We start from the raw sequence: 19,117 nt of genomic DNA on the forward strand, positions 1-19,117 counted from the left end.
GTCAATTGCATGCTTCAACTCTTCAAAGCTGTCTATTTCCATTATTTATCACTTTCCTGTGTACACTTTAATTAGGCGTAACAACCGGTTGGCCATTAATCCATACCTCATGTACGACAACATCTCCCGGGTTAACAACAACCTCTGGAACACCGCCAATATTAGTGCCATATGGCGGTGCAGTCCTTGTAACAAAAGGTGCACCTGGGTTGGGTTTTCCAGATATAACGAAATCATAGTCGCTAACAGTAGCCCCGTATTTGTTCATATATCCAGGAGTGTTGATTGGATTCTCTGGAGCCCAGAATTGCCCCCTGGGTCCATATGATCCTCCTTCGAATGAACCCGCCCGATATATCTTACCACCACTCATCACATCTTGTCGCAGGTTCAGAGATTGCTCCGACATCTCTTGATATGCAAGACCACGTGGTGTTTCGATCGAAATATCGTCTAGATTATCTCCCCACCCTATATATCCCCCCTCGCCGCTGAAGGCGGAGGTGAGCCTTGAGCCCAGGGCGCTTCCCGAGAACTTGTCAGAGATCGCGGCCCAGGCCTTGCTGAGGGCAGGGGAGGCGTAGTTGCTCCAGAGGTATTTGAGCCCCGCCGACATGGCAATGCCGGTCTCGATGCTGCCGGTGATCTCCCCTATGCCCATGGCGTAGGCATAGGGGTCGCGCGCGGCCAGCTCGAAGTCGGTGATCTTATTCCAGGAGTCCACGAACCCTTGCTTGATACCGGAGAAGAACTCACTGAGGCTTATCTTGCCCGTTGCCAGGTCATAGATGCCGGTTGCCGTGCCCTTTACGGTGTTGTAGGCACCTTTGCCCAGTCCCACCACGAATCCCTTGGCGGCGGCGGGTGCTTTCTTTATCCCCTCCCATAGATTGGAGTGATGGTACCATTTAGTCTCGTTATAGACGCTGTGCAAGGCTTTTCGCACGCCCCCTACTATCGCCTTGCCCCCGGACTTTATCCCTTCCCACACGTCGCTGAAGAAACCGCCGACCTTCTGCCACCAGCTTCTCTTGGGTTTGTCCTTCTTCTCGTTGGTCTTCTGTGCATGCTTGTCGCGGTTGCTTGAGCTGCCAAATACAACAGTGGTTACTGCTGCAACGCCTTCCTCGACCCATTCGCTGATTGTATCCATGAAACTGTCATCGTCGTCGTCCGTTCCCAGGGGGTCGAGCGAGTTCATCGGATCGTCTTCGCAGTAGAGGTATGGGTTGAGGGAAAGCGGCTCGTCCGTATAGCCGGGCAAGGGGTCTACCGAGAGGAACCTCGCCAGTTCGGGTGAGTACCAGCGGGCGCCCATCCAGACGAGGCCGGAGGCGGGGTCGGTATAGTCCTCCTGGTATCCCAGGGAGGAGTCGAGATCGCTATTCGCCAAGGGGTTCCCGTAGGGGTCATATACCAGGGCACCGGTGAGGCTCCCCTGGCTGCCCAGGGTGAAGGACACGTCGGTGTGAGGGTTGAGGCCTAAGTAGGAGATGGTGCCTCCCTTGTCCTGGGCGAGGTGGGTACCTGAGGGCGAGAGGGCATAGGTGGTCGTTGCGTTCCCCGCCCCGTCGGTCTCCTGGGCTTGGGAGAGGGAAGTGCCGTCGTAGCGGAAGGCGCGCTCTGTGGCTTCGCCTACCTTTCTTTCCGTGAGCCTTCCCAGGGGGTCGTAGCTGAAGGAGACCGTTCCTGTGGTCCCGCTAGTTGTGACCAGGCGGTCGAAGCCGTCGTAGGTCATGGTCTCCGTGCCCTTCTGGATGAGGTTGCCGAAGGGGTCGTATACGTATGTGCTGTCTGGGCCCGATGCTATTTGGTTTGCGGCATCGTAGGTATAGGTTTCGGTCACGGCAGCGGTTTCCCTGGTTACGAGGTTTCCACACTCGTCATATACGTAGCTCATGTCGTTATCCTCTCCCGGGGCGTTGAAACCCTTGAGCCGGCCCATACCGTCGTATTCGTAGTGGTAATTGCCGTTGAGAGCGGCGTAGCTGCCCGAGAGGGTCACATCCATATCAGACCTCTGGCCCCGGTCATTGTAGGCGTAGTCGTAGGAGGCCTGCGGGGTACCCGCCCCCGAGTAGGCGGTCTGGGTCGCGGTGAGGCCCTCCCCGTAGTAGGTGTAGTCTATATGTCCCCCGGAGCTGGGGAGGTCCACTTGGGTGAGGCGAGAGTCAGCATCCCATGAGAAGGCGTAGGTGCCTCCCTGCGCGGGCGCGGAGGCTTGCGTGAGCCGGCCGGAGATGTCGTAGGTATAGCTTGAGGTGAGCTCCACGTTGCTCCCCCCCTCCGCATAGGAGAGGGTGCGTGATTCTATCTCGCCCGAGTCCAGGTAGGAGTAGGAGGTGGAGTAGCTGCCTGCTGCTCCCCCGAGTGCGCTGGAGACGGAGGATATGCGCCCCGAGGCGTCGTAGGCCAGATCCAGGCTGCGATCCTCAATATCCACCCCGCCAGCCACCCTATATATTGCTTCGGTAGTGTTGTTTGCGTGGTCGTAGGCGTAAGCTATCTCGTCTTTTGTGGTAGTGCCATCAGAAGCTTTTTCGGCCGTAAGCCTGCCCCTCCCGTCGTAGGTGTAGGAGATGGCGCGGTCGGGAACCGCAGGCGCGGGAGGTTCGGGATCGATGGTTACGTATGTATGGTTCGCCGTCTCTCCATATTTCGTGTAGGTGAAACTCTCGCTCCTACCTAGGGGGTCGGTCTTGCCTGTGAGCCAGCCGCAGCCATCGTATGTGTAGGAGGTGGTGTTCATTTTTGCGTCTGTCTGGGAGACGAGGTTGCCGGTAAGGTCCACCTCGTAAGTGGTCACCGCATCCGGTGCGCCAGGTGCCGTATAAACGCCCTCCGTCCCCGTCCAGGGAACGGACCACTGCTCCACCTGCCTGAGTTGCGAGAGGCCATCGTAGGTGTAGCGGGTTGTGTCGGGGTCGGTATCTCCCTCGAAGGTATGGGTCTTCCTAGAGAGGGCGTCGTAGGCCCAGGAGGTCACAATGCTCGTGCTGCCATCGTGAGGCAGGGCCTGGTGCCTTAGGCGGGACAGGGTGTCGTAGGTATAAGTAGTAGTGGCTCCCGCGGGGGTGGTGGTGGATACAAGGTTTCCGGCGTGGTCGTAGGCATAGGTGGTGGGAAGCAGCACCTGAGATCCTCCGCCCTCGGAGAGAACCTGCTTTTCGGTGAGCCTGCCCATGTCGTCGAATATCTGGAAGGCCTCGCAGAAGAGGTCGGTACCATCCGGGTTCTTTGCCTGGCGGGCGGATTCGCGGATGACCCCTCCTGCCTGATCGTAGGCGCGCAGGACGAGGTAGCCGTCTTCCCCTGTGGTTTCTGATACCTCCACCCGATCCAGGTCGTCTAAGGTGCTTATGACTTTCCTACCCTCGGGGTCGGTCGCTTCGACCTTGCGCTCGGCGTCCCTATACTCGAAGGTATGGGCGCGCTCTCCTTCTGTCTCGCCTCCCGCATTGGGAAGGATCTTCTTGGTTGTGCGGTTTGCTCCGTCGTATTCAAAGGCGATTTCACGCATGTCCGTGCCATCGCCTATCTCTTCCTTAAGAACGTTCCCTGCTCCGTCGTATGAATAGGTGCGTACGTAGCGGGCTGTCTCATCCACTGACCACGATTCCCTGGTCTTCTTCTCCAGGGCATCGTAGGAGTAGGTGATCTCCTGGGTGGGGGAAATACCGCTGCCATCAAGATTATACCTGGTCTCCCAGGAGAGAAGGCCATCCGCGAAATATTCGTAGTCGAATATCTGGGTTGTAGTCAGGCTGCCGAGGTTGGCTTTAGTGCCGAGCGAGAAGCCGTTAGCCTCTGCCCCCACCGCTGCGTATACCTGTTTTATTTTTGAGAGGCCGTTATAGGTATAGGCCTTGTGGGAGAGGACCTCTTCGTTAGCGGTGCCATTACATACCGTCTCAGAGGTGATGTTTCCCAAGGTATCATAGGCACGGTAGGTTAATATAGGGTTTTCTGAAGTAGTGCCAAATGAACAGTACTGCACTTCCTCTATAGCCTTGCCAAGGGCATTATAGACATAGGCTGTGGTTGCTGGTGACAAGCCTGGCCCAGTGCGCGTCTCGCTGATCTTGTTCCCAGCCGGATCGTATTCGTAGGCGGTGGTTATATTCCCTTCTCCAGTCGTGCTCACGGAGACAAGCACGCGGTTTCCGGAATCATATGTGTAGGTGGTGACGGCCTCGTCATAGGTGAGAGCGCTCAGAGCAGGTATAGTGGGACCGGGCACGGGCCTTGTTGTCCTCTCCTCGGTAACGTTGCTCCGGGTGTCGTAGGTCTTCTGGGTCTTATAGCTCATCTCCCCGTAGAGCGCGGATATGAAGCGCCTCTCCTCCGAGGCGAGCCTTCCCACATCATCGTAGGAGTATTCAACATAGCCGGTCGCGTTGGGGTCTATCCTTCTTTGTAGCTGGCCGTCCGCGAAATACTCGTAGTGGGTAGTGCGCCCCGCCGCGTCCGTCTGCTGCGCCAGGCGGCCCGCATCATCGTAGGCGTAGTAGGTGGTCCTGCCGGAATAATCGCTCTCAGATTGCAGGAGGCCGTTGGTGAAGTAGGCCTTGGTGGCGGTGGAGTAGGCCTGGTCCAGCTGCGCGCCCGGTAGAGGGGGGTCAGTTTCGCTTGAGGTGTAAAGCTCCCTTCCGATCTCGCGGTTGTTGCCGTCGTAGGCGTAGGAGGTCCTTATCCACATCATGTGGGAATCGGGGGAAGTATCGCCCCTGTTTCTTATAGCTTCTGCCAGCCTGCCGTTTTTATCATAGCGGGTGATTTCGATTGGTTGCTCTACCACCGAGCCCAAATCGGGAGATACATTCGTCTTAGTGACCTCACGCATGCCATCTGAGGCATTATCATCGTATTCATACGAATAGCGCACGAGACCTTGGTTCAATGGATTAGTTTTTCCAAGGTCCTCTTCGGTCACCCTGCCGGCAATGTCATATTCATACCTATTGAAGGAAACGCCACCTGACCCATGGGGATCACTCGTATTTTCGTTCCAGTCTTCGAAGAGGCTTTCCAGCCATAATGACCCCGTATCATGGTATAGGTATTCCATCGTAGGATTTGGTCCGTTCTTCCCATTTATGGGCGGCATGACCTTCACTGTGGGGAGACCTGGGTTGTCAACATCTGTATAGAAGAACTTCGTTACCTGTCCGCCGAAGTCGGTAATGGAAGTAACACTGTTTATATCGGTTCCGTCTTTGTCAATATAGCTATAGGTTTTGCTATGTCCCGCCCCGTCGGTCTCGGATACGAGGCGGTCGCGCTCGTCATAGGTGAAGTCCCTGATGCCTCCGTCGGGGTTAACAATGCGCTTTACCTTTCCTTCTTCGCTGATGTACTGGGTGATGCGGCCTCGTGCGTCGCGCACTGACTTGCCGTTACCGTCATCCCCATAGGAATAGGTAGTGGACTCACCTGCGTTGTTCACCTCTTGGATAAGTCGGTAAAGGGTGTCGTAGCGGTGAGTGTTGGTGTAGCCCCGGGGATCAGTGATCATGGTCATGTGCGAGGTGGTGGCATAAGAGAACTGGGTGGCTGCATTGTTGGCGTCTTTGGTCTCCTTGACCATGCCCGCGTTAGGGTCTTCGGCCGGGTAATATGCGATGGTTTTGGAGACGTTCTCCATCGGTTCGGTGATGCTCTGCAGCCTGTCTTCTCCGTTATATGCATATTGCGTCAGCCCGCCATAGATGTCGGTCACGCTCGCTAGTTTGGCGCCATCATATGAGTAGGCTACCGTATATGAATTGCCATAGGTGATTGAAGTGATGTGCTCTCCTGTCCAGTCGATATCCGTCTCTCTCCCGTCAGGTAAGATGATCTTATCCACCTTGTTGTCATCTATGCCGTCTTCTTCGTAGTCAAGCGTGAGGATGTTATCTGCGGCGCCATGGTCGTCCACGATCCGGACAAGCCTGATCTCGTCACCCCTTGTATCGAACTCCCACAGCTTCCCGCTTGCATCCTTCAAGGTGTATAGGGTAGTCTGGCCACTACCCGCGAAGGGGAACCATCCCGCAACAAGGTCGTCGAAGACACCCGGTGGTGGTTTGAAGGTATCGCCTTCCTTGGCATATATATCCACCCGTCCATCTCCACGATGAACCTTGAGCGCGGTCAGGGCGGGCGGGTTGCTGTTATCATATTCTTGCTCGAGATAGACGTTATAGCTCCAATCCCAGCCGTTCCCGAAACCGTTGTCTGTGTAACCCGTATCGGGCTTGTAGGAGTTGTAGGTGCGCTTGATTTCAACATCGATGCACCGGCCAGGCAAACTGACATCCGTTATCTCCTGGGTAAAGCTACCTAGAGAGGTATTGACTCCCCCGTAGAAGCCGCAGAAGGTATCAAAGCCCAGAGCGTTGAGGCTGTTGACCGTGTATCCGGGCTTGAAACAAACAGATGCGCTGGAATTGATGTGAAAGAAGGCTCTTCCTTTGGACACGGTTACGGTTGGGTTTCCAATATAGGTGTTAGTCGTTTGCATACCGTCAGAACTATAACGGAGCTGGCCAGTATATGCATCGAATACACGTAAATAGGACTGATGTATATCGAAGAAGCCAGGACGATCTGTAAAGCCCACGAAAAGCAGCCCATCAGCTATCGCAGGTGTCCCTATACTCCTGGCACCAAAAAGAGACTCCATCGTGAAATCCTTGACCCACATCGTGGAACCGGTTGCGGCATCGAAGGCCCACATTTTTACTATGATCGGATATGGGGAAGAGCCGGATGTAGATACCACATAGACCATGCCGTTGGCGCAAGCAAGTTCCTCTTTCATGCCATTGATGTTCTCTGTTACCGCAACGACATTAAGCTGAAATTCATCATCTACCTGCAGCATTTCTATAATCGATAAGGCATACCCGCTGTAGGCGGTCCTTGTCATCAGATAGATATGGTTGTTGTAGACAGTGGGCACACCGACATAACCCTTATAAGTGCCCTCAATGGCAAGAGGAGGGTGAAGGTCCAAACCGGTCGCTGCATCGAGCACGTATAGATAGGGATTGCATGCAAAGATAAGCTTTCCTTCTGTTAGCGCCGGTCTTGTTGGCGCGTTCTGGGTAGCATAATAATCCCACTCCTTTTCCAGGGTATCGATATTCACGGCCAGCATACGGCTTCCGTTGGTGAGATCGCTCTTATAAATAGGTAAATAGAGGAAATCACCTGAAGTTACCGGCATGCCCCTGAAAGTCCCATCATCACTATAATAGGAGGCCATGTCCCGGGAATCGATGTATTCCAATGCTATCCTATTAAGGACAATGACCCTCTTCTGTGTCAGGACGATCACGCGGCCATCTTCCGTACCGCTTCCCGTCAGGCATATGCCCTGTATGTTGTAATCGGCAGGGTCGTTAATGGGGTATTCCGCAACCTGATCACCGTCGCTTATCCTGATCTTTCTGATCGCCGACCTATCATGGTCGTGATCGACTTCGCTGAAATAGAGGTAGCCATCGCTCTCCAGGATGTTCCCTCTGCTCGAATACCCGCCAAAGCCTTGGTTGCTTGCCCAGTCAATCTTGTATGGCCAGAGCATCTCGTCGGGTTTTACTCCGGAGTTGTAGCGGGAATTCCTCACATCATAGCCAGCCATCGGCCACTCGGAGTAACCCGCATAGTTATAGGAGAAGGTATTCGAGGCTGAGGCGTTTCCTGCCCTATCAAAGGCCTTAATAATGAAATCGTAGTAGCCATAGCCCCGGGTGGAAATATCAATGTCCGCTGACCTTGCGCAGTCCTCTCCGCTCAGCTGTTCTTCGAATATCTTTTCGAGCGGCATCCCTCCGACAGTCAGGTGTATCTCCACCCGCTCGAGTCCAGACCTGATCCCTGAGACTTCTGGATCGGATAGGGAGAAATCGAAATGGACCTTTCCGCTAGGATCCGTGCTCTGCCTTGCCGGTGAAGTGACAGCGATGATCGGTTGCGTGGTCTCGAATACCACGGTATCTGAGTATACCGCCGATGCCGTCCCAGCCGAATCGATGAACTGGCAACGCACCTCCTTTACACCCTCTATGTGGTTGAGGAAGGCGGAAGGCAGCACCCAGTTGCGAGTGAGTAAGCCCGTGTAAGAGCCGCCGCCTGCCTGGACGAGATAAGCTTCCTCTGGGATATGGTCCGGGTCCTCCGCATCGTAGTTCCATATCTTTATATATTCCGTGTCTACTGTGTTGAGCTTCAGCTGAGTGAAGCCCGTATTTGTAAACTCTCCTGTTGCATCCTTGCCCATGATCTGGATGTTGCCGCTGGGCGGAACGTTGTCTACGCGCACCTGCTGGATGGCTGTCCTCTCGTGCCCGGCAGCGTCGGTAGCTTTGATGGCGAGGACGTGCTCGCCATCGGCTATGGCGCTTGTATTCCAGAAAAATAAGTCTGTGGGGGCGGTGCCAGTACCGCCAGCCTGATCCTCGATAAGTGTGGTGAGGTTTTCCCCGTCCCAATCGTAGAGGGAATAGGAGGCTGGGTTGCGGTCGTAGGCTACCCCGGAGATGCGCACCTCCCCGCACACCCTCCCCTCCTCCGGACTGCTTATATACACCTCGGGGAAGGTGTTGTCGGGGTTGACGTTCGTTCTGGTCACTGAGGTATTTCCGGCCTTGTCAGAAGCGGAAAGCTCCAGCCACAGGGGGATCTCGACCATGGTCGCGGTATCGAGGCTCGCGAGGTTTGCCCCCGGCGGCAGGGTATCTGAGGTTATCTCAGTCCATTGCGCCCCTGGCGCGTCGGGGTCGGGGTCCTGCGTATATCTGAGAGAGTAAGACGCGAAATTGGTATCAGATGCTTCCCCATGAACAAAAAGCATCCCGCATACGGCCTCGCCGGGAGCGGGTGAGGCTATAGAGGCGGCAGGATGGGTATTGTCCACGGTCACCTGTAAAGCGGTCTCGCTCATCAAGGTGGCCTGGTCGTGCGCCACGAGCTTTATGGTGTAGAGCCCATCAGCCAAGGCGGTCGTATCCCAGGTGCAGAGGGTGCCCTCCTCAACTGGAGCTGTCATCTCCGCAGACAGGGGCAGGTATTGGGCTGGGTTGGCACCGGCACCGTAGAAGAGCTGCCAGGAGAGGAAGTGGCTATCGGTCGCCGTTCCGGTTATGTCCACCGTACCTCGCATATAACCGTATCCCTGGGGAGAGATGATCTGGACCAGCGGTGGGGTGCGGTCGGCCTCCACCAGGACCTGGTCCGCCGCCTGCTTGCCGTAGGCGTCCTCGACCTGGAGTCTCAGGGTATACGGCCCGTCCGGGGTCTCCGCCGTCCGCCAAGCCGCCAGCACGCCGTCCTCGATGTCCTCATAGCCGTAGAGGTCTTCTTCCGAATAGGTGTAGGCGCGGAATGCGAAGTCATAGGACGTCCAGCTGCTCCAGGCGCTGACGTTGTATCTCCAGGCCGCCCCGCCGGCATAGACATCCGTGCTGGAGAAGCGCCAGGTGATGTAATTTAAGCCATCGGTAACTCCGTCCAATCTGGTAAGGACGATGCAATATTCGGTACCCGGCTGCAGCTCCTCGCCCCGGAACTCGAAGGCATACCAGGTGGCGGTGGTGGAGATCTGAGAGAAACCGTATGTCGTCGAGGATTCAGCTACCACGTTGAAGGTTGGGATCCCGGAGACCACCTCGCATACCTTCAAACCGATCTCGGCGTCGGCGGCCCCGGTCCTCCCCAGGAGAAGCTCGATCCTATCCAGATGACCATCCGATACCCTGAAGACCTGGCCAAGGTCTTTTAAACTGCTGGCCTGGTAGAGGCCGTAGGCACTGCTCCCGGTCTCCTGCGCGACTTCGAGACCTGCGGGTGCGGGAGGTATGGGATGCCAGGTCTGGGGGTCCGTACCCTCGCCATAGGAGAGGAGGTAGCGGAGGAGGTTGCCGTCCGAGGCTGAACCCGTGACCTGGGCTGTGCCACCCACGACTTCGCCCTCCTCGGGCCAGGTTATCGCTGCTATAGGGTCCTGCCTTTCGACCGCGATGCTCACGATATCCTCACTTGAGAGCCCACCTTCGTCGACAACGCCGAGCCTCAGGTGGACTATGCCGTCAGGGAGGCCGCTAAGGTCCCAGGTCTCCAGGTCCCCCACCTGCACCGGGTCGGTATGCGGAGCGCTCAAGGGCACCCAATCCTCCGTGCCCTCGAGCCTGCAAGTGAGCTGCCATGAGGTGAGCCGGAGGTCGTAGGCGGTGCCGGTCACCATGAGGGAAGGCGCGGTTATGACTTCTCCTTCGGTAGGATAGGTGATATCTGCTTCCGGGTAGGTGGTATCCTCGATCACCTGAAAGGAGTTGGACTGGCCGAGGTGGCCCGCACCGTCGTCCACACTCACAGTGCAGGAGGCCGCCGCCTGTTCTATTACTGCCTCACCCGTCCATGAACCATTCGTGAACGCGCCGCTCAGCGTCGGGGCTATGGTGCCGGTGGTGTCGGATATGTTAACAGAGCCGGAGAAGGAGGTCGCGGTGTTGCCGAAGGCGTCCAGGGCGGTGATGGCCAGGGGGAAGGCGGCGCCCGCGGTCTGGGGGCTGGCTATCTCGGCGATGGCGAAGTGGTCCACCGGTCCGGGGACCACCGCGGTCTGCACCGTATTGGTCGGATATGGGTTCGCCTCGGCGCAACCTATCTGCGCCTGGTTAAAGATGACCGTCCCGGGAGCTGCTGTGGCCTTCACCTGGGCGGAAAAGGCAAGCTCGCACTGGCCCAGGGGGTTCAATGTGCCCAGTTCCCAGGTGATCTTGTGCCCGCCTGGGTCATATACGCCTCCCCCGCTGATGTCCGTGATGTTCTCCAGGTTGGAATCCAGGTAGTCGACGGCTGCGACCTGGGTGGCCGGCCCAGCCCCACCATTTATTATCTGCAGGCTATAGGCGAGGGTACCTTGCGGGGTGACCTCAGCCGTGCCCACTTGCTTCAAAGAGGCTCCGAAATCGGGCAGCAGCGGCATGACAGTAAAGGCATTCGAGCTTCCGGTCTTGCCATCGCTTTCGGCGGTGATGACGTCCGAGGTGTAAGGGGCGCCGATAGTCACCATGCCCGTGAACACCCCGCCCGTGAAGTGGCCCTGCGGTACCGTGGTCTGGCTGTATCCGTTATATCCCCAAGCGGCGATGGTGCCGTCCTCCCTGAGGGCCAGGCAGTGGTGGTCTCCCGCTGATATGGCGGTATAGTCACTGCCGGAGGGAACCGTCGTCTGGCCGTAGGAGTTGTTGCCCCATGCGAAAAGCGATCCATCAGAACGGAGAGCAAGGCTATGGTAGTTGCCGGCGGAGACGGCCACGAAGTCGCTTCCCGCGGGCGGGGTGGCCTGGCCGTGGTCGTTGTACCCCCAGCCGGCGATGGTGCCATCCGAACGGAGGGCGAGGCAGTGATAGTTGCCGGCGGCTATAGCTACGTAATTATTCCCCGCGGGCACAGTGGTCTGGCCATAGTTGTTGAGGCCCCAGGCTGCGAGGGTACCGTCCGTGCGCAGTGCCAGGCTGTGATAGAATCCAGCTGAGACAGCCGCATACCCGTTCCCCGATGGCACCGTGGCCTGGCCGTAGAGGTTCTCTCCCCATCCGGCGAGGGTGCCGTCTGTGCGTAGGGCGAGGCTGTGGAACCCGCCCGCGGCAACGGCGGTGAAATCATTCCCTGCCGGCGGGGTCGCCTGACCATGGTTGTTGAACCCCCAACCGGCGAGTGAACCATCGGTGCGTAAGGCCAAGCTGTGGTTGGCGCCTCCGGAGACGGCCGCATAGTCGCTGCCGGCGGGCACGTTTGTCTGCCCCTGGTCGTTGTTCCCCCATGCCCACAGCGAACCTCCCGAGCTTATGCTCAGGCTATGGTGGGAGCCCGCATCCAGGGCCACGTAGGTGTTCCGGGTGACGGTGGGGCTGATGGTACCCGTAAGGTCAGAAAGGCTGGCGGTGTCCTCGAAATCCGATATCGTCTGTCCGGATGCGTCCTTGGCGTAGATGGTCACGGGAAAGGCCTGGCCCTCGGTCTGGGGGGAGGATATGGGAGCGAATTCGAAATGGTCCAAGGGATTTGCGGCGATGACCGTGGTCTGGACGGTATTGCTCGCGAGCGGGCCGCCTCCAGTATAGGAGATACTCGCGGTGTTTTGTATTACCGTCCCCGGCGCAGTCGTGGAGACGATATCGGCGGTGAAGGTGAGGGTTGTCCCCCCGCCGCTGGGGACGGTGCCCAGGCTCCAGGTGATGGTCCTGGTGCCGGAGTTATAAACGCCCCCCCCGTAATGTTTCCCACGTTCTCGAGGTTCTGGTCTATCTGGTCGGTGATGACGGTATTGCTCGAGGACTCGTCGCCGGAGTTGATGATGTTCAGCGTATAGGTGAGCGTTTCCCCCGGAGCTGCTTCCGCCAGGTCAACAGACTTGCTTGAGCTGCCGTAATTGATGCAGCCGGCCGCAAAGAGCGTCAGTACGCTTGAAAGCAGAAGCAGAACACACGTGAGCGCGGTCATTCCCTTCGATTTTTTCATAGTCTACTCCTTACCCCATAGCCTATGACTACCTCCCTATCCACCCAATGAAATCTATTAGCCCTTGAGAGAAGCGCAATTTGCTGCAGATACATTCTTAGCAAATGTATGAGCAGTTATTCTACCGCTGGTAGGCATTGTCCTTCTGATAATTGAGAAATACTAAGGTTAATCGAATAGGGCCGATAGCCTATTTTCACAAGGGACAGTATTATGGCAACGAAAGGCACGATGAGTAAAGCCGCCACCGCTGAAGAAAATGATATATTAACTCGTGATTTTTAACCTTTTCGCTCCTTTTTCTGCTCAGATCTAACCAAACTCAGAAGAATTATGATATTGCTCTTCATGTAATATATATTATGATATATCTTATGTTATAATATAGGTATTATGAAAGGCGCTGCGGAAGAAGGCGGAAAGACGCTCGGGGGGAAGGGCTCGCCCAAGCTCAAGAAGCTCCTCTACATGGACGAACACTTCGCGGATGCCCTCGAGGTCACCGCGCACCTCGAGGGGGTATCGCAATCGGAGATCCTCAGGCGGGCCCTGGCTGCCTACTTCGCCGGCTACGACCGCACGAGGGTCAAAGCCTTCGCGCAGAAGGCCAAAGCCCTGGACCGGTTCAAATGAGCTGTGTATGGGCAAATTCGCGGTTTCTTGGGGAGATAACCCCGGGCGAAAAGGCATAAAAGCCCAGGATAGTATGGCGGGTTACTTCCGATAACCCGATTTATCGGAAGTTGGGGGAGTATGGGGTGCCTGGTAAGGAATGACTCCGCTTTGTCTTCAGGGAGATTATAATTACCTTGTATACGCTACGGATTGCATAGGAAATGACGCATCGAGCGGAAAGGTCTAAACCGTGCCCGATCATTTCGGTTGTTTCGCTGCGGAAACCGAGGATATATATCTCGATAGACTTCGGCAGATGAGCTGCGAAGAGCGACTGAAAGCGGCGGTGGCTCTCAGCGAGTCGGTCAGGAAGATAGCTATCGCCGGCATCAAGCACGATCATCCGGGGATCACCGAAGATGGGCTGCGGGAAGAACTACTGAGAAGGATATACGGATGAGCCCTTTAGATATCCTGCTGCAGGTGGTTGAACGACTGAATGGGCTGAATATCCCCTACATGTTGAGCGGTGCTTTCGCAACCAGCTTCTATGGCAGGATCCGCTCCACACACGATATCGATCTGGTGGTCGAGATCGGCCAACATGATGCAGGTAGAATATTCGATACATTTGGTAACGACTATTATGTCAGCATGGACATGATCGAAGATGCGATACGGCATCATTCCATGTTCAATCTCATCCACAACGAGACAACAACCAAGGTCGATTTCTGGATGCTCGAGGATTCGGCCTTCGACCATAGCAGGTTCTCGCGCAGGAAAGAGGAGACCCTGGAAGGCACTCCCGTTTCTATCTCTATGCCTGAGGATTTGATCGTCATCAAGCTTGATTGGTTCAAGCGCTCAGGTGTTCATAAGCATTACGAAGATGCCCTCGGGATAGTCCTGGTGCAGCAGGACACCCTGGATATCGAGTACATCCGCGGATGGTGCGACCGGCTCTCTCTAGGGGAGCTCTGCGAGCGCCTACTGAGCGAAGCGGATTGAGCGCACCGCCCCCGCCGTCCATTACCGCGGTTACGGCCGTCTGTCCGGCAGCCTGAGGGTTCAGGCGTAGTAGCGGCCGGGCAGGTACGGGGCCTGCTTCGCGAGGTGGACGATGAACCGCTTCTTGGACTCGTCCAGTTGCGCGAATTGCAATGCGAGCAGGGCCGCCATGCCCAACAGGAGCAATGGCACAGCTTTCCTGACAAGGCCTTTTCCGCTTACTTCCGCGCTTTCTTTCTTGAGCATCCTATCCTCCTGGATTATCGCGATCCAAATCACTATGTATTACCATCTGCACCTACCATACCTCACTCGTATGCGATACCGGCGTGGTAGGGATCGCTTCGCTCGCGCTCGCGGTGACATTCATACGGCCCGTCATACTACTCAGATCTTCCGCGCCCCTGCATCTTGACGATACCGGCTTGTTGGAGATCGCTTCGCTCGCGCTCGCGATGACGATTTCCCGACCGCCTCGTCTCACCCCTCCTTCCCCCACTAACGCGACTCGTACTTGTCAACAAGCTGGGAGGCGATGTAGCCCGAGGCAATGGCCGAGGGCACGCCGCCGCCGGGATGGGTGGAGGCGCCGGTGAGGTAGAGTCCCTTGATGGACTTGGACTTCGCCGACGGCCGGAAGACCGCCTGGTTGGGCAGGTCCATGGTCAGGCCGTAGATGGCGCCCTTGGGGTTCTGCAGCTTGCGCTCGAAGTCGAGGGGGGTCGATACCTCCAGCACCTTGACGTGGTCCTCCATGCCGGGGATGGCCGTCTTGGAGAGCCCGTGGATCATCTTCTCCGCCACGCCCTGCTTGATGCTGTCCCAGTCGCCGTCCGCCAGGTCGTACGGACCCATGCCCATGATGTTGAGGACGTGGCAGCCCTCCGGCGCCATGGAGGGGTCCGACTCGGTGGGCCAGCAGATGAGGCCGTAGACGTCCTCGGGCATGCGCCCCTTCACGAAGTCGTTCCACCAGAAGTCGTTCATCATCTCCAGGGGACCGATGGTCAGGCTGTGGTGGGCCTCCAGGGGCGGGCGGTAGTCCAGCCCGACGTAGAGCATGACGCAGGACATGGACACCTCGTAGCTCTTGATGCCGAAGCGCGCCAGCCAGGGCAGCTGCTCCTCGCCGATCATCTCCAGGTAGAGCTTCTTGGCGTTGACGTTGGAGATGACTACGTCGGAGGTGATCTCCGTGCCGTCCTTGAGCCTCACTCCCTCGGCCCTGCGGTCGCGCACCATGACCCGGTCAACGTCGGTGTTCAGGCGCAGCTCCATGCCCAGCTTCTCGCCGACGCGCTGGAAGGCCTTGGGGATCTGTATCATGCCGCCGCGCGGGTACCAGATGCCCTCGTGCTCCGAGTAGGGGATGAGGGCGATGAAGCCCGGCGCCAGCTCCGGGGGCAGGCCGCAGTAGAAGGACTGGAAGGACATGGTCTGCTGCACGATGTCGTTCTTGAAGTACTTCTTGATCACGTCCTGATACGAGTTGACGAAGAGGGGCAGGAACTTGAGCATGCGCGGGTTCTTGATGCCCATCTTCGCGAGGTCCACCATGCTGTTGCAGGGATTGGTGAAGAAGGCCGCGATGGTCTGCTTCATCATGTCCGCAAAGTAGTCGGCGAGGTCGAACCACTGCTTTCCGTCCTGGGGGGAAATGCTGGAGATGACCTCCGCCGTCCCCTCCAGGGAGACGGGGTAGTTGACGCGCGAGCCGTCCTCGAAGATGTAGCTGTAGATGGGGTCGCAGGGCATGAGGTCCACCTCCTGCTGGAAGGTGGTGCCCAGTGCCTCGAAGGCCTTCTCGACGGGATAGACGACCTCCACGATGGAGGCCCCCACGTCAAAGCTGAACCCCTCCTTCTCGAAGGTGGAGCAGCAGCCGCCCACCCGTTCACTCTGCTCGAGCACCAGCACCTTGCGCCCCTGCTTGGCCAGGAGGGCGCCCGCGCTGATGCCCCCGCATCCCGCTCCGATCACTATCGCGTCGTAATCCCCCATGAATCAAACCTCCTATCGCTTCGTCGTCGAACAACCGTTCCCAGGGTCTCGCATCTTGACATGCCTTGGCCCGGCGACATAGCCGGCGTGGTAGAGATCGCCACGTCGCTGCGCTCCTCGCGATGACGTTTTCACCACCGCCTCATGGTGACGTTGGCATCTCACAGTGCCGCCTTCTTCATGCGCAGGGTGTCGTAATCGAACCTGCGCATGCAGACGTTGTTGGGGTCGTAGATCATCTTCATGTCCCGGTAGGTGTCCACGTAGGTGCCCGCCTGGGGGAAGATGAAACCGATGAGGTCGTGCAGGGGCCCCGCCCCCTCGACCAGCGCCCACACCCCGAAGCACACCCCGGAGCCGTTGCGGAAGGACGCCGCCATGGCCGCCAGGGTCCCGGAGATGGTGCGCAGGCTGTCCTCGGGGTTGGACTGGTCGATGAAGATGTCGAACTCGATGAAGCCCAGCCGCCCCATGTCGTAGGGCTGGAAGTAGGTGGCGATCATATCCGCCGAGATGACGTTGTCGTCCGTGCCCACCTGCTGGGTCATGGCCTTCATCATGTCGTTGTTGATGTTCACCAGGTTCTCCAGGTGGTCCAGGCCGAAACCCACGAAGAAAGAGCCCTTGACCCGCTGCACACGCACCGATTCGCGGAAGAACTTGGTGAACTTGTCCACGCCCAGGATGCGCCCGGCGGAGATGTCCTCCACCACCTCCCAGTCCATGAACTCGAACTCCGGCGCCACCGCCAGGATGTCCTCCTCGCACACCTTGCACTTCACCTCGGTCTCCTCCATCGAGTAGCCGCCGGTGACCGGCACCACGTAGTGGCGGGGGAACATGGGGATGAGCTTCTCCGATTCGGCGTTGGTCTCGGCGAGGAAGATGCCCATGTAGGTGTTCTGGAAGTACGCGTTCTCGATGACGATGTTGCGCTGGCTGATGGCCTTGAGGGCCGGGGCTATGTTCTCCCAGCTATCGGAGTCGCTGATGGGCACGGTGAGCTTGACCTCGTTGGGGTTGGGGTAGAGGCGCAGGGTCATCTCGGTGACGATGCCCATGCAGCCCATGGAGCCGCGCAGGAAAGCGCGCACGTCGGGCCCGGGCCCGGGCATGTGGGCCAGGTCCGCGCCGTAGGCCGCCGGCCCCCCGGTCATCACCTGCCCCTCGGGGAGGACGAGCTTGTAGCCGATGATGTGGTCCAGCCCCACCCCGTACTTGTTGGCCAGGGTGGAGATGTTGCCCATCATGATGTTGGAGACCACCGAGGCGTTGGCCGAGGTGGAGGGGTTGATGAGGCGCAGGCCGCGCTTGAGCGTCTCCGTCTGCAGCTGGGCGAAGGTGACCCCCGGGCCGATGGTGCAGAACATGTTCTCCTCGTCTATCTCGACGATCTCGTCCATGCGCCTCAGGTCGCAGAGGATGCCGCCGTAAGGCGGGATGGTCATGCCCAGGGTGTTGAGGCCGGTGCCGTAAGGCGTCACGTCGACGAGGAACTCGTTGGCGGTCTTGAGGATGGCCGCAACGTCCTCGGTGGAGCCGGGCAGGGCCACGATGTGGGGGTGGTTCATGGGCACAACGGACTGGTCGCGCGCGTAGGCCACGGTGATGTTGATGTCGTTGGACACCCACTCCTCGCCCAGCTTTTCCTGCAGGGCGCGGTAGGCCCTCTCCAGGTTCTCGGGCAGGTTGTGGTCCCCCTCCATCTCGTGCTTCACCGGCACCTTGATCACCTTGCGCTCGCGCAGGTCCTGCTGGAGGTCCTTGCCCTTCATCTAAACCACCTCCTCCAATCCCGAGGCCAGCAGCTCGAAGATGTCGTAGACCGGCAGGTCTCCCTGGCCGGCGAAATGGCCTTCACAGTGGGGGCAGGCGGTGACGACGGCCTCGGCCCCCACCGCCCTGGCCTCCTCCAGGCGTTCCGCCGCCGTCCACCCGGCCAGTTCCGGCTTGCCCGCCTTCACGCCGCCGCCGGCCCCGCAGCACCAGGAGTTCTCGCGGTTGCGCTGGAACTCGAGCAGCTCGAAACCGGGAAGGGCGGCGAGGAGCTTGCGCGGCTGTTCGTAGACCTCGCACCAGCGCCCCAGCAGGCAGGGGTCGTGGTAGGCGCCCTTGACCCGGGCCTCTCCCTTGAACTCGAGCTTCTTCTTCTTTAGCAGCCGGGCCAGGACCTCGGTGGCGTGCACCACCTCGATGTCCATGGCCTGCCCGTATTCGTCCTCGAGGGCCTGCATGCAGTGGGGGCAGGCGGTTATTATGCGCGATGCTCCGGTGGAGCGGAAGAGCTCGATGTTCTCGAGGGCATGTTCCTCGAAGCCGTCGCGGTCCCCGAGAGCGAGGCTGAAGGCGCGGCAGCAGGGCTCGGAATCGCCCAGCACGCCGAAGTCGAGGCCCGCTGCCTGCAGTACCTTTATGAGCGAGTCCAGCTTGCCCTGCATCTCCTTGCCGGCCGCATAGGCGCAACCCACGAAGAGGAGGTCCTCCACCTGCTCCCTGGTGGCATCCTTCGCCCCCGTTCCCTTGACCGCCTTGCCCTTGAACCCCTCCTTCAGACCCAGGGGGTTGTCGTTCTTCGAGGTCGATTCCAGCAGCGCCCGGTGGCCTTCCAGGGGGCCCCACCCCTCGTCCACCGCTTTTTCGCGCATGAGCTGGATGGTGCGGGTGGTGTGCATGCCCTTGAGCGGGAAGCACATCTCCTGGCACAGTCCGCAGAGGTTGCAGGAGTAGATGATGTCGGCGGTCTTCTCCGAGGGGTCGAACTCCAGGTTGGTGACGGCCCGGGCGATCTCCATCATCCCCGCCGCGTAATAGGACTCGAAACGGTAGCGGGTGCCGCAGGGGCAGTTGGCGGAGAAACGCGCGCTCTCGAAGACCTGCACGTTCATGGACTGGCACATCTTGCACTTGCCGCATACCCAGTAGTCGTCGCGGTAGTCGGTGAGCTTCTCCCTCTTCCTGGTGAGTCCCTTGTCCATGG

Annotated in this window: 9 protein-coding genes and 1 pseudogene; 4 read left to right on the top strand and 6 right to left on the bottom strand. The window is 58.3% G+C overall.

From position 1 onward, the window contains the following. Positions 1 to 67: 67 nt before the first annotated feature. On the bottom strand, positions 68 to 11,992 hold the full coding sequence (locus tag AB1384_12130) for an RHS repeat-associated core domain-containing protein (protein ID MEW6555021.1): 11,925 nt from the start codon (positions 11,990 to 11,992) through the stop codon (positions 68 to 70). A 136-nt stretch (positions 11,993 to 12,128) separates the two neighbouring features. Here AB1384_12130 and AB1384_12135 point away from each other — a divergent pair, with 136 nt between their 5' ends. Then, a complete protein-coding gene (locus AB1384_12135) occupies positions 12,129 to 12,254 on the top strand; it encodes a hypothetical protein (GenBank protein ID MEW6555022.1) in 126 nt (41 codons plus the stop codon). 13 nt (positions 12,255 to 12,267) lie between these two features. On the opposite strand, the pseudogene AB1384_12140 reads toward AB1384_12135, so the two are convergent. Continuing rightward, positions 12,268 to 12,513, bottom strand: a pseudogene (locus AB1384_12140) (DUF11 domain-containing protein). Positions 12,514 to 12,906: 393 nt separating this feature from the next. On the opposite strand from AB1384_12140, the gene AB1384_12145 reads away from it, so the two are divergent. The 3 genes from AB1384_12145 to AB1384_12155 all read left to right on the top strand — a co-directional run bounded on the left by AB1384_12145 (position 12,907) and on the right by AB1384_12155 (position 14,139). Next, positions 12,907 to 13,146 carry a CopG family transcriptional regulator gene (locus AB1384_12145; protein MEW6555023.1) on the top strand — a complete coding sequence of 80 codons (240 nt, stop codon included), beginning with the start codon at positions 12,907 to 12,909 and terminating at the stop codon, positions 13,144 to 13,146. Positions 13,147 to 13,378: 232 nt separating this feature from the next. Then, a complete protein-coding gene (locus AB1384_12150; protein MEW6555024.1) occupies positions 13,379 to 13,588 on the top strand; it encodes a hypothetical protein in 210 nt (69 codons plus the stop codon). Then, positions 13,585 to 14,139 carry a hypothetical protein gene (locus AB1384_12155; GenBank protein ID MEW6555025.1) on the top strand — a complete coding sequence of 185 codons (555 nt, stop codon included), beginning with the start codon at positions 13,585 to 13,587 and terminating at the stop codon, positions 14,137 to 14,139. Before AB1384_12150 ends, AB1384_12155 begins: the two co-directional genes overlap by 4 nt. A 60-nt stretch (positions 14,140 to 14,199) precedes the next feature. Here AB1384_12155 and AB1384_12160 read toward each other — a convergent pair whose 3' ends face one another. The 4 genes from AB1384_12160 to AB1384_12175 form a co-directional block, all read right to left on the bottom strand. Beyond that, positions 14,200 to 14,385 carry a hypothetical protein gene (locus tag AB1384_12160; GenBank protein ID MEW6555026.1) on the bottom strand — a complete coding sequence of 62 codons (186 nt, stop codon included), beginning with the start codon at positions 14,383 to 14,385 and terminating at the stop codon, positions 14,200 to 14,202. 252 nt (positions 14,386 to 14,637) lie between these two features. Next, a complete protein-coding gene (locus AB1384_12165) occupies positions 14,638 to 16,140 on the bottom strand; it encodes an NAD(P)/FAD-dependent oxidoreductase (protein ID MEW6555027.1) in 1,503 nt (500 codons plus the stop codon). 161 nt (positions 16,141 to 16,301) lie between these two features. Then, a complete protein-coding gene (locus AB1384_12170) occupies positions 16,302 to 17,915 on the bottom strand; it encodes an FAD-binding oxidoreductase (protein MEW6555028.1) in 1,614 nt (537 codons plus the stop codon). Then, positions 17,916 to 19,115, bottom strand: coding sequence for a (Fe-S)-binding protein (locus AB1384_12175; protein MEW6555029.1), 1,200 nt, complete (start codon positions 19,113 to 19,115; stop codon positions 17,916 to 17,918). Positions 19,116 to 19,117 lie beyond the last annotated feature (2 nt).

It is taken from the genome of Actinomycetota bacterium, assembly GCA_040757835.1.
GTDB lineage: Bacteria > Actinomycetota > Geothermincolia > Geothermincolales > RBG-13-55-18 > SURF-21.

Coding starts and splice junctions, on each gene's coding strand:
- AB1384_12155 (MEW6555025.1), top strand. CDS start 13,585: ATGAGCCCTTTAGATATCCTGCTGCAGGTGGTTGAACGACTGAATGGG.
- AB1384_12165 (MEW6555027.1), bottom strand. CDS start 16,140: ATGGGGGATTACGACGCGATAGTGATCGGAGCGGGATGCGGGGGCATC.
- AB1384_12145 (MEW6555023.1), top strand. CDS start 12,907: ATGAAAGGCGCTGCGGAAGAAGGCGGAAAGACGCTCGGGGGGAAGGGC.
- AB1384_12160 (MEW6555026.1), bottom strand. CDS start 14,385: ATGCTCAAGAAAGAAAGCGCGGAAGTAAGCGGAAAAGGCCTTGTCAGG.
- AB1384_12170 (MEW6555028.1), bottom strand. CDS start 17,915: ATGAAGGGCAAGGACCTCCAGCAGGACCTGCGCGAGCGCAAGGTGATC.
- AB1384_12175 (MEW6555029.1), bottom strand. CDS start 19,115: ATGGACAAGGGACTCACCAGGAAGAGGGAGAAGCTCACCGACTACCGC.